The organism is Variovorax ginsengisoli (assembly GCF_030486595.1).
Lineage (GTDB): Bacteria > Pseudomonadota > Gammaproteobacteria > Burkholderiales > Burkholderiaceae_C > Variovorax > Variovorax ginsengisoli_B.
Genome location: NZ_JAUJZH010000001.1, coordinates 369435 through 382912, shown reverse-complemented (window position 1 = coordinate 382912; position 13478 = coordinate 369435). Strand labels below are relative to the sequence as shown.

At 66.8% G+C, this 13478-nt stretch carries 10 protein-coding genes; 9 read left to right on the top strand and 1 reads right to left on the bottom strand.

Annotated elements, in window-relative coordinates; genetic code table 11:
* The first annotated feature begins 258 nt into the window (after positions 1-258).
* The 7 genes from QZH52_RS01875 to QZH52_RS01845 all read left to right on the top strand — a co-directional run bounded on the left by QZH52_RS01875 (position 259) and on the right by QZH52_RS01845 (position 8567).
* The gene (locus QZH52_RS01875) at positions 259-1578 is read left to right on the top strand and encodes a porin (protein WP_301802903.1); all 1320 of its coding nucleotides are present in this window, start codon (positions 259-261) and stop codon (positions 1576-1578) included.
* Between the two features lie 161 nt (positions 1579-1739).
* Positions 1740-2720: an ABC transporter permease gene (locus QZH52_RS01870; RefSeq protein WP_286523577.1), complete on the top strand. Its 981-nt coding sequence runs from the start codon at positions 1740-1742 to the stop codon at positions 2718-2720.
* Positions 2721-3974: a M20 aminoacylase family protein gene (locus QZH52_RS01865; protein ID WP_301802899.1), complete on the top strand. Its 1254-nt coding sequence runs from the start codon at positions 2721-2723 to the stop codon at positions 3972-3974.
* Between the two features lie 27 nt (positions 3975-4001).
* A complete protein-coding gene (locus tag QZH52_RS01860; RefSeq protein WP_301802896.1) occupies positions 4002-5585 on the top strand; it encodes an ABC transporter substrate-binding protein in 1584 nt (527 codons plus the stop codon).
* A gap of 87 nt (positions 5586-5672) precedes the next feature.
* The gene (locus tag QZH52_RS01855; protein WP_301802894.1) at positions 5673-6584 is read left to right on the top strand and encodes an ABC transporter permease; all 912 of its coding nucleotides are present in this window, start codon (positions 5673-5675) and stop codon (positions 6582-6584) included.
* A 1-nt stretch (position 6585) separates the two neighbouring features.
* Positions 6586-7578, top strand: a complete 993-nt coding sequence (locus QZH52_RS01850; RefSeq protein ID WP_286523571.1) for an ABC transporter ATP-binding protein — start codon at positions 6586-6588, stop codon at positions 7576-7578.
* Entirely contained in the window at positions 7575-8567 is a 993-nt protein-coding gene (locus QZH52_RS01845) for an ABC transporter ATP-binding protein (protein ID WP_286523570.1), read from the top strand. The genes QZH52_RS01850 and QZH52_RS01845 overlap by 4 nt, the downstream gene beginning before the upstream one ends.
* Positions 8568-8630: 63 nt before the next feature.
* Here QZH52_RS01845 and zwf read toward each other — a convergent pair whose 3' ends face one another.
* Positions 8631-10100, bottom strand: a complete 1470-nt coding sequence (zwf, locus tag QZH52_RS01840; RefSeq protein WP_301802892.1) for a glucose-6-phosphate dehydrogenase — start codon at positions 10098-10100, stop codon at positions 8631-8633.
* Positions 10101-10237: 137 nt separating this feature from the next.
* Here zwf and QZH52_RS01835 point away from each other — a divergent pair, with 137 nt between their 5' ends.
* Both QZH52_RS01835 and QZH52_RS01830 read left to right on the top strand, forming a co-directional pair.
* Complete coding sequence (locus QZH52_RS01835) at positions 10238-11257, top strand: ABC transporter substrate-binding protein (protein ID WP_286523566.1); 1020 nt, start codon at positions 10238-10240, stop codon at positions 11255-11257.
* A 4-nt stretch (positions 11258-11261) separates the two neighbouring features.
* On the top strand, positions 11262-13472 hold the full coding sequence (locus QZH52_RS01830; protein ID WP_301802887.1) for an ABC transporter permease: 2211 nt from the start codon (positions 11262-11264) through the stop codon (positions 13470-13472).
* The last annotated feature ends 6 nt before the right edge of the window (positions 13473-13478 follow it).

The following is a 13478-nucleotide window of genomic DNA, read 5'->3' as shown; positions in this document are numbered from 1 at the left end:
AATGTCACAGGCATGGAGCGCAAACGTTCCACATCATGAAGCGGACAAGTGGGCCAAAGCTTTGTTGCACCGCTGCAACGAAACGCCTCGCCCGGCCGCCTTTTCGGGCGAATTGCTTTGCCCTCCCGAAGCGGCTCTGGTGCAATAGCGACAACTTCCCAAAAGGAGGTTGGCCCGGGGTCCGGTGGGAGCACAAAGTGCCAGTCACGGTGAGCCCTTCGCACCGGAGCCCTATGTTTAACCTTGGAGAAACTTGCAATGAAAAAATCTCTAGTTGCCCTGGCTGCTCTGGCTGTTGCCGGTATTGCCTCGGCTCAGTCGTCGGTCACCCTGTTCGGTGTGGTTGACGCCACGATCAACGGCATTTCGAACAAGACCGACCAGCCGGTGTTCCTGGGCAACGTCAATGGCCTGCCGGTCTTCGGCGTCCAGAGCGTCACGACCAGCCAGACGCGGCTGACCAATTCGGGCTACAACTCCAGCCGTCTGGGCTTCCGTGGTACGGAAGACCTCGGTGGTGGCCTGGCTGCCAGCTTCTGGCTCGAAGCCGGCATGAACAACGATGACGGCACCGGTGCTGCTACCGGTGGTGGCCTGAACTTCAACCGTCGTTCGACGGTCAGCCTGTCGGGCAACTTCGGTGAAGTGCGCCTCGGTCGCGACTACACCCCGACGTTCTGGAACGACACCGTGTTCGATCCGTTCGGCACCAACGGCGTCGGTACCAACCTGATCTCCACTGCCAACGGTTTCAGCAGCAACGGCGCCCGTACGGGTGGCTTCACCGCGAACCAGAACTACGTTCGCGCCAGCAACTCGGTCGGCTACTTCCTGCCGCCGAACCTGGGTGGTTTCTATGGCCAGGTGATGTACTCGTTCAACGAGAAGACCAGCTACGATCCGGCCGGCCTGACCCCTCCCGGCTCGGCGGCCATCGTGAACAACCCCGCGCTGCTGCTCGTTCCTGGCAATGAGCGTGCTGGCCGCTACGGTGGTGGTCGCATCGGCTACGCCAACGGTCCCCTGGACGTCGCGCTGGCCTACGGCCAAAGCACCATCGCGTCGAACTTCTACGCAGGCACGACGAACAACCTGAACACCTGGAACCTCGGTGCTTCGTACGACTTCGGCGTGGTCAAGCTGTTCGGTGAATACTCGAATGCTGAACTCAAGCAAGAGAGCTCGACGAACTTCATCGCTGGTGTGACCAACCCGTTCGGCTGGCGTAACCCCGGCGCTGACGGCTGGCTGATCGGCGCGACCGTTCCTGTCGGTCCTGGCCTGATCCGCCTGTCGTACTCGGCAGTCAACTACAAGAACACCGGCTCGCTGATCAACCCGGCGAACCCGTTCCTCGGTTTCAACGACGACGCCAAGGCTGACAAGTTTGCCCTGGGCTATGTGCACAACCTCTCGAAGCGTACGGCCCTGTACGCAACGGTGGCGTACCTCAGCAACAAGGACGGTGCTGACCTGGTGCTGGGCGGCCCGGCTTTCTTCTCGTCGAGCAACACCATCGTTACCGGCGTGCCGAAGAGCTCGACCGGCTACGACTTCGGTATCCGTCACGCTTTCTGATCTGACGCTGGCGCAAGCCAGCATCAATGGGAAGTCTTGAAAGCCACTCGACGAAAGTCGAGTGGCTTTTTTCATGGCCGAACCGGCGGCGCACCCCCGGGGAACTCCCCCTTGGGCACGCTGCTTGCTCTGCTAGCATCATTGGTCACTCTTGTTTCTGAATGATTGCTTTCGTACTGCGCCGCCTGATTCAGGCCGTGATCGTCATGGTCGCGGTCGCCTTCTTCGCCTTCCTCCTGTTCCAGTACGTGGGCGATCCAGTCGTCTTTCTGCTCGGCCAGGACGCCAAGCCCGAGCAGATCCGCGAACTGCGCGCCGCCTTGGGGCTCGACAAGCCCTTCTTCGTGCAGTTCTGGCACTTCCTGGTCAATGCGGCGCAAGGCGAATTCGGCCTCAGCCTGCGACAGGGTGCCAAGGTCTCGCGGCTGATCGGCGAGCGCTTCCCCGCGACGCTCGAACTGTCGCTGGTGGCGGCGGTGCTGGCGTTGGTCATCGGCATCCCGATGGGCGTCTACACGGCGCTGCGGCGCGGCAGCGTCACCAGCCAGGTCTTCATGACGCTGTCGCTGCTCGGCGTCTCGCTGCCGACCTTCCTGATCGGCATCCTGCTGATCCTGGTGTTCGCGGTGCACCTGGGCTGGTTCCCGAGCTTCGGCCGCGGCGAGACGGTGCAGATGGGCTGGTGGAGCACCGGCCTGCTGAAGTCCGATGGCTGGATGCACATCGTGCTGCCCGCGATCACGCTGGCGATCTTCCAGCTGACGCTCATCATGCGGCTGGTGCGCGCCGAGATGCTCGAAGTGCTGCGCGCCGACTACATCAAGTTCGCGCGGGCACGGGGCCTGTCCGACCGCGCGATCCATTTCGGTCATGCGCTCAAGAACACGCTGGTGCCGGTGATGACCATCACCGGGCTGCAGCTCGGCGGCCTGATCGCGTTCTCGATCATCACCGAGTCGGTATTCCAGTGGCCCGGCATGGGGCTGCTGTTCATCCAGGCCGTGACCTTCGCCGACATCCCCGTGATGGCCGCGTACCTGTGCCTGATCGCCCTCATCTTCGTCGTCATCAATCTCGTGGTGGATCTGCTCTATTTCGTGGTCGATCCGAGGTTGAGGATCAGCAACGCCGGAGGCCACTGAATGATTGAACCCCGACTGCAGGCGGCCGGCAGGCCCTTTGCGCACATCGCGCGCCTCCATCCCGAACTGACCGCGTTCCGGCGCGACCTGCACGCGCATCCCGAACTCGGCTTCGAAGAGGTCTACACCTCGGGCCGCGTCCACGAGGCGCTGAAGGCCTGCGGCGTGGACGAGATCCACACCGGCATCGGCAAGACCGGCGTGGTTGGCGTGATCCGCGGCCGCAGCACGGCCAGCGGCCGCATGCTCGGCCTGCGCGCCGACATGGATGCGCTGCCGATGGCCGAGGACAACGATTTCGAGTGGCGCTCGGCCAAGCAGGGCCTGATGCATGGTTGCGGCCACGACGGCCATACCGCGATGCTGGTCGGTGCGGCGCGCTACCTGGCCGAGACGCGCAATTTCGACGGCACCGCGGTGCTGATCTTCCAGCCCGGCGAGGAAGGATTCGCGGGCGCCCGGGTGATGATCGAGGACGGACTGTTCGACCGCTTCCCGGTCGACTCGGTCTATGCGATGCACAACTGGCCCGGCATGCCGGCCGGCACGGTCGGCATCAATCGCGGCGCGATGATGGCGGCGGCCGATCGCATCACGATCGAAGTCACGGGCAAGGGCGGCCATGGGGCCCATGCCTACCTGACGGTCGACCCGGTGGTGGTGTCGGCCCACATCATCACGGCGGTGCAGAGCATCGTGTCGCGCAATGTGCGGCCGATCGATGCCGCGGTGGTCAGCATTTGCGCCGTGCACGCCGGCGACCTGGGCGCGATGAGCGTGGTGCCGGGCAAGGCGACGCTGGTCGGTACCGTGCGCACCTTCAGCTCGCGGGTGCAGGAGCAGGTCGAGCGGCGCCTGGTCGAACTCAGCAGCGCGGTGGCCGCGGGCTTCGGCGCCACGGCCCAGGTGAAGTTCGAGCGCATCTATCCGGCCACCATCAACACGGCCCCCGAGGCTCAGTTCGCCGGCGACGTGGCGCAGGCCCTGGTGGGCGCGCACAACGTCGAGCGCAACATGGAGCCCAGCATGGGCGCCGAGGATTTCTCCTTCATGCTGCAGAAGAAGGCCGGTGCCTACCTGCGCATCGGCCAGGACGCCCGCGGCGGCGCCTTCCTGCACAACAGCAAGTACGACTTCAACGATGAGATTCTGCCGTTGGGCGCCGCCTTGCATGCGGGCCTCGTCGAGCAGGGCATGCCGCTGGCCGCCAAGGCCGGCACAACACAAAACAGGACCGTCTCGACGGCCACCTGAGTCTTTCCAACCCGAGGAGTGCTTCCCATGAGTCTGAAGAAAAGCGTGGTCGCGGCCGCGATCCTGTCCGTGCTGGCGACCGCGAGCCTGATGGCCGGTGCCCAGACGATCCGCATCGCCAACCAGGGCGATGCGCTGTCGCTCGATCCGCATTCGCTCAACGAATCGCTGCAGCTCAGCGTCGCGGCCAACGTCTACGAGACCCTGACCGGCCGCAACAAGGACCTGAGCCTGGCGCCGCTCCTGGCCACCAGCTGGAAGCAGACCTCGCCCAACGTCTGGCGCTTCGAATTGCGCAAGGGCGTGCAGTTCCACGACGGCACGCCGTTCACCGCCGACGACGTGGTCTTCAGCTTCGCCCGCGCCAAGGGCGACGGCTCCGACATGAAGGCCACGCTGAGCGACATCAAGGAAGTGCGCAAGGTGGGCGACCTGGCGGTCGAGATCGAGACCAATGGCGCCTTCCCGATCCTGCCCGACGTGATCTCGCTGACCATGATCATGAGCAAGAAGTGGTGCGAGGAGAACGGCGCCGCCAAGCCGGTCGACAAGCGCAAGGGCATCGAGAACACCGCGTCGTTCAAGGCCAACGGCACCGGTCCGTTCCGCGTCCGCGAGCGCCAGCCCGATGTCCGCACCGTGTTCACGCGCAACGCCAACTACTGGGGCAAGATCGAAGGCAACGCGCAGGAGATCATCTTCACGCCGATCGCCAATCCGGCGACCCGCGTCGCCGCGCTGGTGTCGGGCCAGGTCGACGTGATGGAGCCGGTGCCGGTGCAGGACATCGCGCGCATCACGGCCAGCCCCAATGCCCGCGTGATCACCGGCCCCGAGCTGCGCACCATCTTCATGGGCATGGACCAGAAGCGCGACGAGCTGCTCTATTCGAGCGTCAAGGGCAAGAACCCGTTCAAGGACAAGCGCGTGCGCCAGGCCTTCTTCCAGGCCATCGACATCGTCGGCATCCAGAAGACCGTGATGCGCGGCGCCTCGCGCCCGACCGCCTTGCTGGTCGGCCCGGGTGTCAACGGCTGGAGCGAGCAGCAGGACAAGCGCCTGCCCTTCGACGTCGACGCCGCCAAGAAGCTGCTCACCGATGCGGGCTACCCGAACGGCTTCGAAGTCACGCTGAACTGCCCGAACGACCGCTACGTGAACGACGGCCAGATCTGCCAGAGCGTGGCCTCCAACCTCGCGAAGATCGGCGTCAAGATCAACCTCGCGACCGAGACCAAGGGCACGTACTTCCCGAAGATCCTGCGCCGCGACACCAGCTTCTACCTGCTGGGCTGGACCCCGACCACCTATGACGCGCACAACGCGCTGTCGTCGCTCACCGCCTGCCCGGACGACAAGGGCACGGGCCAGTTCAACCTGGGCGCCTACTGCAATCCGAAGCTCGACGACCTGACCAAGAAGATCCAGTCGGAAAGCGACAAGGGCAAGCGCGACGCGATGATCAAGGAAGCCTTCACGATCCACATGGACGACGTCGGCCACCTGCCGCTGCACCAGCAGTCGCTGGCCTGGGGCGTCAGCAAGAAGGTCGAGCTGACGCAGCTGGCCGACAACTTCATGTACTTCAAGTGGATGAGCATCAAGCCGTAACGCAATGGCGAGTCCCGCGGGCCGCCTCCGGGCGGCCCGCGGCGGCCTGATCGCTTCCGGCCTTAGACGTCTTCTTTCCGCTCCCCGATGAAAAAAACCCTAGCGCGCTGGCTCGACAGCGATGTCGGACACAGCTTCCGCAACTCGCCGGTCGCGATGATCGCCGCCGTCATCGCGTTCCTGTGCCTGTTCTGCGCCGTCTTCGCCGGCTGGGTGACGCCCCACAATCCCTTCGACCTGGCCACGCTCGAACTCGGCGATGCCCGCCTGCCGCCGGTCTGGAGCGCCGAGGGTTCCACCAAATACCTGCTCGGCACCGACGACCAGGGCCGGGACATTCTCTCGGCCGTGATCTACGGCGCCCGCATCTCGCTGGTCGTCGGCATCGTCTCGGTGGTGCTGTCGGTCCTGGTCGGCGTGATGCTCGGCCTGCTCGCCGGCTTCTGGGGCGGCTGGCTCGACGCCTTCCTGATGCGGGTCTGCGACGTGATGCTGTCGTTCCCGCCGATCCTGATCGCCCTGCTGATGGCTGGCGTCGGCCGGGCGCTGTTTCCCGACGCGCCGACCTCGGTCGCCTTCGGCGTGCTGATCGTCGCCATTTCGCTGACCGGCTGGGTGCAGTACGCCCGCACCGTGCGCGGCTCGACGCTGGTCGAGCGCAGCAAGGAGTACGTGCAGGCGGCGCGCGTGACCGGCGTTTCGCGTTGGCGCATCATGATGCGCCACGTGCTGCCGAACGTCATGGGGCCGGTGATGGTGCTGGCCACGATCCAGGTCGCGACCGCGATCATTACCGAAGCCACCCTGTCGTTCCTGGGCGTCGGCGTGCCGCCGACCTCGCCCTCGCTGGGCACCTTGATCCGGACCGGCAACGACTACCTGTTCTCGGGCGAATGGTGGATCACGGTGTTCCCGGGCGCGATGCTGGTGCTGATCTCGCTCAGCGTCAACCTGCTGGGCGACTGGCTGCGTGATGCGCTCAACCCAAGACTGCGCTGATATGAGCCTTCTTCAAGTCAGGAACCTGGTTGTCGAGTTTCCGCATCGCCGCGGCACGCTGCGAGCGCTCGACGACATTTCCTTCGAGATCGCGCCGGGAGAGATCCTCGGTGTGGTGGGTGAGTCCGGTGCCGGCAAGTCGCTCACCGGCGCCGCCATCATCGGCCTGCTGGAGCCGCCGGGCCGCGTGGCCGGCGGCGAGATCCTTCTTGAAGGGCAGCGCATCGACAACCTCGGCCACGAGGCGATGCGCCACATCCGCGGGCGCAAGATCGGCGCGATCTTCCAGGATCCGCTGACCTCGCTGAATCCGCTGTACACCGTGGGCCGGCAGCTGGTGGAGACCATCCGCGCGCACCTGCCGGTGAGCGAGAGCGAGGCGCGGCGGCGCGCCATCGGCCTGCTGCAGGACACGGGCATCCCGGCGGCGGAACAGCGCATCGACCACTTTCCGCACCAGTTCTCGGGCGGCATGCGGCAGCGCGTGGTGATCGCACTGGCGCTGGCGGCCGAGCCGAAGCTGATCGTCGCCGACGAGCCGACCACGGCCCTCGACGTCTCGATCCAGGCGCAGATCATCGAACTGCTCAAGGGCATCTGCAAGGATCGCGGCGCTGCGGTGATGCTGATCACGCACGACATGGGCGTGATCGCCGAGACCTGCGACCGCGTGGCCGTGATGTATGCGGGCCGGGTGGCCGAGATCGGGCCGGTGCACGAGGTGATCCACCAGCCCGCCCACCCCTACACCGCGGGCCTGATGGCCGCTATTCCCGACATGACGATGGACCGCGAACGCCTGAACCAGATCGATGGCGCGATGCCGCGCCTCAACGCGATCCCGCGCGGCTGCGCCTACAACCCGCGTTGCCCGCGCGTGTTCGACCATTGCATGACCGAGCGCCCGGACCTGTTCAACGCCGGCGCGACCCGCGCCGCCTGCTGGCTGCACGAGGTGCACACCGCGTCGCCGGCCTATGGGGGCTTGGCATGACGGCGCTGGTCCAGGCGCACGACCTGGCGAAGAGCTTCGATGTCTCGCCGCCCTGGCTCAACCGGGTGCTCGAGCGCAAGCCGCGCGTGCAGCTGAAGGCGGTCGACGGCGTGAGCTTCTCGATCGAGCGCGGCCAGACGCTGGCACTGGTGGGCGAGTCCGGTTGCGGCAAGAGCACGGTGGCGCGCCTGCTGGTCGGCCTCTACGAGCCGACCCGTGGCGGCATGCAGTTCGACGGCCAGGACGCGCACGCCGCCTTCAAGACCGCCGAGGGGCGCATCCTGCGCCGCCGCGTGCAGATGATCTTTCAGGACCCGTACGCGAGCCTCAACCCGCGCTGGATCGTCGAGGACATCGTCGGCGAGCCGCTGCGCGAGCACGGCATCCTGAAGGAAGGCCCGGCACTCAAGGCGCGCGTGGGCGAGCTGCTGCAGTCGGTCGGCCTGAGTCCGCTCGACATGGTGAAGTACCCGCACCAGTTCTCCGGCGGCCAGCGGCAGCGGATCTCGATCGCGCGGGCGCTGGCGACCCAGCCCGAGTTCCTGGTCTGCGACGAGCCGACCTCGGCGCTCGACGTCAGCGTGCAGGCGCAGGTGCTCAACATCATGAAGGACCTGCAGCGCGCGCAGGGCCTGACCTATCTCTTCATCTCGCACAACCTGGCGGTGGTGCGGCACGTGGCCGACCAGGTCGGCGTGATGTATCTGGGTCGGCTGGTGGAGGTGGCGGACAAGGCGCAGCTGTTCGCGACGCCGCAGCATCCCTACACCCGCATGCTGCTCGATGCGATCCCGCAGATGAAGCACACCGGCCGCCGCCGCACGCCGGTGCAGGGCGAGGTGCCGAACCCCCTGAACCCGCCGAGCGGCTGCACCTTCCATCCGCGCTGCCCGCTGGCCAACGAGCGCTGCAAGACCGAGCGGCCGCCGCTGCAGATGCTGCGCGGCGTGCAAGTCGCCTGCCACGCGGTGGAAGAGAACAGAGATTGAAGCCTTGCGGGACAGACCAAGAAACTGCGCAGCGGTTTTTGCTCTGTCCTCAACTGATCAGGGCTATTGCTCTTCGCCCCAGGCATAGCCGTCGCGGGCGATCATCGCGCTCGATGCGCTCGGTCCCCAGGTGCCGGCCGCGTAAGGGCGCGGCGCCCCGTCCGATGCCCAGCTGTCGATCAGCGGCTCGACCCAGCGCCAGGCTTCTTCCTGCTCGTCGCTGCGCACGAACAGGTTCAGCCGGCCGTCGATGACGTCGAGCAGCAGCCGCTCGTAGGCACCGACGCGCTCGGTGCCGAAGCGCTTGTCGAAGTCGAGGTCGAGCTGCACCGGCGCCAACTGCGGGCCGGCATGGCGGTCGCCGTTGCGTTGCCGCTTGTCCTGCGCCTGGGCCAGCAGGTGCAGTTCGAGCCCGTCCTTGGGCTGCAGGTTGATCACCAGCTTGTTGGCCGCGTTGACGGGCGCCCGATAGATCGCGTGCGGGGTCTCGCGGAAGCTGACCTCGATGCGCGCATCGCGCGAGCCCAGCCGCTTGCCGGTTCGGATGTAGAGCGGCACGCCGGCCCAGCGCCAGTTGGCGATCTCGGTGCGCAGCGCGACGAAGGTCTCGGTGCGGCTCTCGGGGTCGACGCCGGGCTCGTCGCGGTAGCCCTGGACGCGCTCGCCGTAGGCGGTGCCGGCCGTGTACTGGCCGCGGATCGCGTGCATCCCGATCGATTCGGCGGTCCAGGGCTTGAGCGCCCGCAGCACCTTGAGCTTCTCGTCGCGGATGGCGTCGGCGTGGGCGTTGATCGGCGGCTCCATGCCGAGCGCGCAGACCAGCTGCAGCGCATGGTTCTGCACCATGTCGCGCAGGGCGCCGGTCTGGTCGTAGAAGGCGCCGCGCTTCTCGACGCCGAGGTCTTCGCCGATCGTGATCTGGATGTTGGCGATGTATTCACGGCGCCAGATCGGCTCGAACAGCGCGTTGCCGAAGCGCATCGCGAACAGGTTCTGCACCGAGGGCTTGCCGAGGTAGTGGTCGATGCGGAACACCTGCTGCTCGGTCAGCACCTTGCGCACCGCACTGTTGATCTCGCGGTTCGACGCCAGGTCATGGCCGAGCGGCTTCTCGAGCACCAGGCGCACGTGCGGGCCGTTGAGCCCGGCGACGGCCAGCTGCTCGACCGCCTGCGTGAAGAGCCCGGGTGCGGTCGCGAGGTACATCACGACGGTGTCGGCATTGCGCTGCTTCAGCAGTTCGCCGAGCTTGGCGTAGTCCTCGGGCTTCGAGAGGTCCATGCGCTGGAAGTACAGCATCGAGGCGAACTGCTTGAACTCCTCGGGCGAGGGCCGCTTGGCGCCCTCGACCGCCGCGAAGCGCGACTGGATCAGTTCGCGGTAGGCGTCGTCGGTGAGGTTGTCGCGCGCCACGCCGATGATGCGCCCGCCTTCGGGCAGGCTGCCGTGGCGGAAGGCCTGGAACAGCGCCGGCATCAGCTTGCGCCATGCGAGGTCACCGGTGCCGCCAAAGAGGACGAGGTCGAAACTCATGGATACATCCGTGGTGTTGTTGAGGGCCGAGCATGCAGCTTTCAGCGAATGGTACTTGTACCGATCGTTGCGACGATGACTACACGCTAAGCTGAAACGAAACAGGGAGGACCTTATTACTCTGGAGCAGGGTCCTGATGAAGAAAATTTTTGCGATGACCGCGGCGGCTGCGCTGCTGGGCGCCACGGGCGCCGCTTCGGCCCAGACCGTCAACGTCATCTGCTCGGTGCAGGCCGAATGGTGCAACATGATCGCCACGGTCTACGCACGCACCACCGGCGTCAAGCTCAACATGTCGCTCAAGGGCTCGGGCGAGGCGCTGGCGCAGCTGATCGCCGAGAAAGAGAACCCCAAGACCGACGTCTGGTTCGGCGGTACCGGCGACCCGCATCTGCAGGCGGCCGAATCGGGCCTGACGCTCGAATACAAGTCGCCCAGCCTGCCGCAGCTCTATCCGTGGGCGCAGCAGCAGGCCCAGCAGTCGGGCTGGAAGACCGTCGGCATCTACTCGGGGCCGCTGGGCTTCGGCTACAACACCGAACTGCTGCAGAAGAAGAAGCTGGCCGTGCCGCGCAGCTGGGCCGACCTGCTCAAGCCCGAGTACAAGGGCGACATCCAGGTCGCCAACCCGGCCTCCAGCGGCACCGCCTACACGATGATCGCGACCCTGGTCCAGCTGATGGGCGAGGACAAGGCCTTCGAGTACCTCAAGGGCCTGCACAAGAACGTCGGCCAGTACACGCGCTCGGGCACCGGACCGATCAAGGCGGTGGCGCGCGGCGAGACCGCGGTGTCGATCAGCTTCGTCCACGATGCGCCGCAGGAGCGGATGCAGGGCTTCCCGGTCCAGACCGTGACGCCGTCCGAAGGCACCGGCGCCGAGATCGGCTCGATGAGCATCGTCAAGGGTGCGCGCAACCTGGCCGAGGCCAAGAAGTTCTACGAATGGGCGCTGACGCCGCAGGCGCAGACCTTCGGCGCCGCGGCCAAGCAGTTCCAGCTGCCGTCGAACAAGGCGACGCCGGTCGACGCCAACGTGCCGGACTTCAAGAAGATCAAGATGATCGACTACGACTACGCCAAGTACGGCGCCAGCGCCGAACGCAAACGCCTGATCGCGCGCTGGGAGAAGGACGTCAATTCGCTGCCGCGCTGAGAGCATGTCTTCTCGGCGCCCCAATGCCCCGGTCTGGACCTGCGTCGCGGCGGGGCTGCTGGCCTACTTCGTGCTGCCCTGGTATGCGATCCAGGACACCAGCTGGTGGGAGGCGCTGCCGCAGGTCTTCGGTTCCGCCGAAGGCGCCAGCGGCGTCATGCAGGCGCTGCTGCAGGCCCGCAGCTGGCTCTGGATCGGGTTGATCGGGCTGGCGATCTGCGCGCTCGGCGCCCTGTTGCCCGCGGGGCGCACCCAGGGCCGGCTGCTGCTGGTGGGCGGCGCGGTCGGGGCGATCGGCCTGGCGCTCAGCGCCTTCCTGATCGGCGCTCGCGGCTGGACCCTGCCCGTTCTCAACGCCCGGCTCGGCGAGCTGCCGGTCAATCAGTTCGGCATCGGCGCCGGCGGCTTCATCGCGCTCTCGGCGCTGATCCTGCTCGCCGCTTTCGGGCTGGCGCGGCTCGGCTTCTTCAAAGGCGACCTGTTCGTCGCCGGCGCGGTGGTCGGCTGCGGCGTGCTGATGGCGCTGTTCATCGCCTACCCGGTCAGCAAGGCGCTGGCCGGTGCCTTCCTGGACGAGGACGGCCGCGCGTCCTTCGCGGCCTTCGTGGCGCGCATCGGCACCGAGCGGGTCTGGGGCCTGGGCTGCCTGGCCGGCGGCGTGCGCTGCGGCGTGGCCTGGAACACGCTGGTGCTGGCCTTGCTGACGGCCGCCGGCACCACCTTCCTCGGCACGCTGATGGCGCTGATGGCCGAGCGCGGCAGCCGGCGCTGGCAGGCGCCGCTGCGGGTGCTGGCGCTGCTGCCGATCATCACGCCGCCGTTCGTGGTCGGGCTCGGCCTGATCCTGCTGTTCGGACGCGCCGGGGTCGTCAACCAGCTGCTCGAGAGCGCCTTCGGCATCGAGCCCACGCGCTGGTTCTACGGCATGCCGGGCGTGCTGGTGGCACAGCTCTTCGCCTTCACGCCGATCGCCTTCATGATCATGCGCGGCGTGGTGCAGGGTGTCTCGCCCAGCCTCGAGGAGGCGGCGCAGATGCTGCGCGCCGACCGCCGCCGCACCTTCTTCACCGTCACCTTGCCGCTGCTCAAGCCCGGGCTCGCGAACGCCTTCCTGGTCGGCTTCATCGAGAGCATCGCGGACTTCGGCAATCCGGTGGTGGTGGGCGGCCAGTTCTCGGTGCTGTCGACCGACATCTTCTTTGCCATCGTCGGTGCCCAGTACGACCAGGGCCGCGCCGCCTCGCTGGCGTGGGTGCTGACGCTCTTCGCGCTCGGCGTGTTCGCGCTCCAGCGCGCCGTGCTCGGCAAGCAGAACTACACCACGGTCAGCGGCAAGGGCGACGCCGGCATCGCGATGGCGCTGCCGGCCGGTGTGCGCCGCACCATCTACGGCATCGCGCTGCCATGGATCGCCTTCACGGTGGTGGTCTACCTGTTCGCCTTCGCGGGCGGCTTCGTCCAGACCTGGGGCCGCGACTACACCTTCACGCTGAACCATTTCAAGACCGCGTTCGCGCTCGAATGGGGGCAGTTCGGCATCGTCTGGGCCGGCACCGCATGGAACTCGCTGATCACCACGGTCAAGCTGGCCGGCATCTCGGCGCCGCTCACCGCGGGGCTCGGCCTGCTGATCGCCTGGCTGCTGGCGCGCAACGAGTTCAAGGGGCAGGGTGCGTTCGAATTCGCGGCGCTGCTGGCCTTCGCGATTCCGGGCACGGTGCTCGGCGTGAGCTACATCCTGGCCTTCAACGTGCCGCCGCTGGAGCTCACCGGAACCGGCCTGATCATCGTGCTGTGCTTCATGTTCCGGAACCTGCCGGTCGGCGTGCGGGCGGGCACTGCCGCCTTCAAGCAGCTCGACCGCTCGCTCGACGAGGCCTCGCTGATGCTGCGGGCCTCGACCTCGCAGACGCTGTTCAAGGTGGTGCTGCCGCTGTTGAAGCCGGCCCTCGTCGCGGCGCTGGTCTACAGCTTCGTGCGGGCGATGACCACGGTGAGCGCGGTGATCTTCCTGGTCACGGCCGAGAACGAACTGGCGACCACCTACATCATCGGTCGGGTCGGCAACGGCGACTACGGCATCGCGCTGGCCTACTGCACGGTGCTGATGATGCTGATGTCGGTCGCGATCGCGGCGGTGCAGCTGCTGGTCGGCGAACGCAAGCTGGGGCGGCGCAAGCAGGGCGTGCCGAGCATCGCGGTGGCCGCCCATTGAACACGG

Excerpts from the sequence above, each read along its gene's own strand:
- QZH52_RS01875 (WP_301802903.1), top strand. The coding sequence starts at position 259 with ATGAAAAAATCTCTAGTTGCCCTGGCTGCTCTGGCTGTTGCCGGTATT.
- QZH52_RS01870 (WP_286523577.1), top strand. The coding sequence starts at position 1,740 with ATGATTGCTTTCGTACTGCGCCGCCTGATTCAGGCCGTGATCGTCATG.
- QZH52_RS01865 (WP_301802899.1), top strand. The coding sequence starts at position 2,721 with ATGATTGAACCCCGACTGCAGGCGGCCGGCAGGCCCTTTGCGCACATC.
- QZH52_RS01860 (WP_301802896.1), top strand. The coding sequence starts at position 4,002 with ATGAGTCTGAAGAAAAGCGTGGTCGCGGCCGCGATCCTGTCCGTGCTG.
- QZH52_RS01855 (WP_301802894.1), top strand. The coding sequence starts at position 5,673 with ATGAAAAAAACCCTAGCGCGCTGGCTCGACAGCGATGTCGGACACAGC.
- QZH52_RS01850 (WP_286523571.1), top strand. The coding sequence starts at position 6,586 with ATGAGCCTTCTTCAAGTCAGGAACCTGGTTGTCGAGTTTCCGCATCGC.
- QZH52_RS01845 (WP_286523570.1), top strand. The coding sequence starts at position 7,575 with ATGACGGCGCTGGTCCAGGCGCACGACCTGGCGAAGAGCTTCGATGTC.
- zwf (WP_301802892.1), bottom strand. The coding sequence starts at position 10,100 with ATGAGTTTCGACCTCGTCCTCTTTGGCGGCACCGGTGACCTCGCATGG.
- QZH52_RS01835 (WP_286523566.1), top strand. The coding sequence starts at position 10,238 with ATGAAGAAAATTTTTGCGATGACCGCGGCGGCTGCGCTGCTGGGCGCC.
- QZH52_RS01830 (WP_301802887.1), top strand. The coding sequence starts at position 11,262 with ATGTCTTCTCGGCGCCCCAATGCCCCGGTCTGGACCTGCGTCGCGGCG.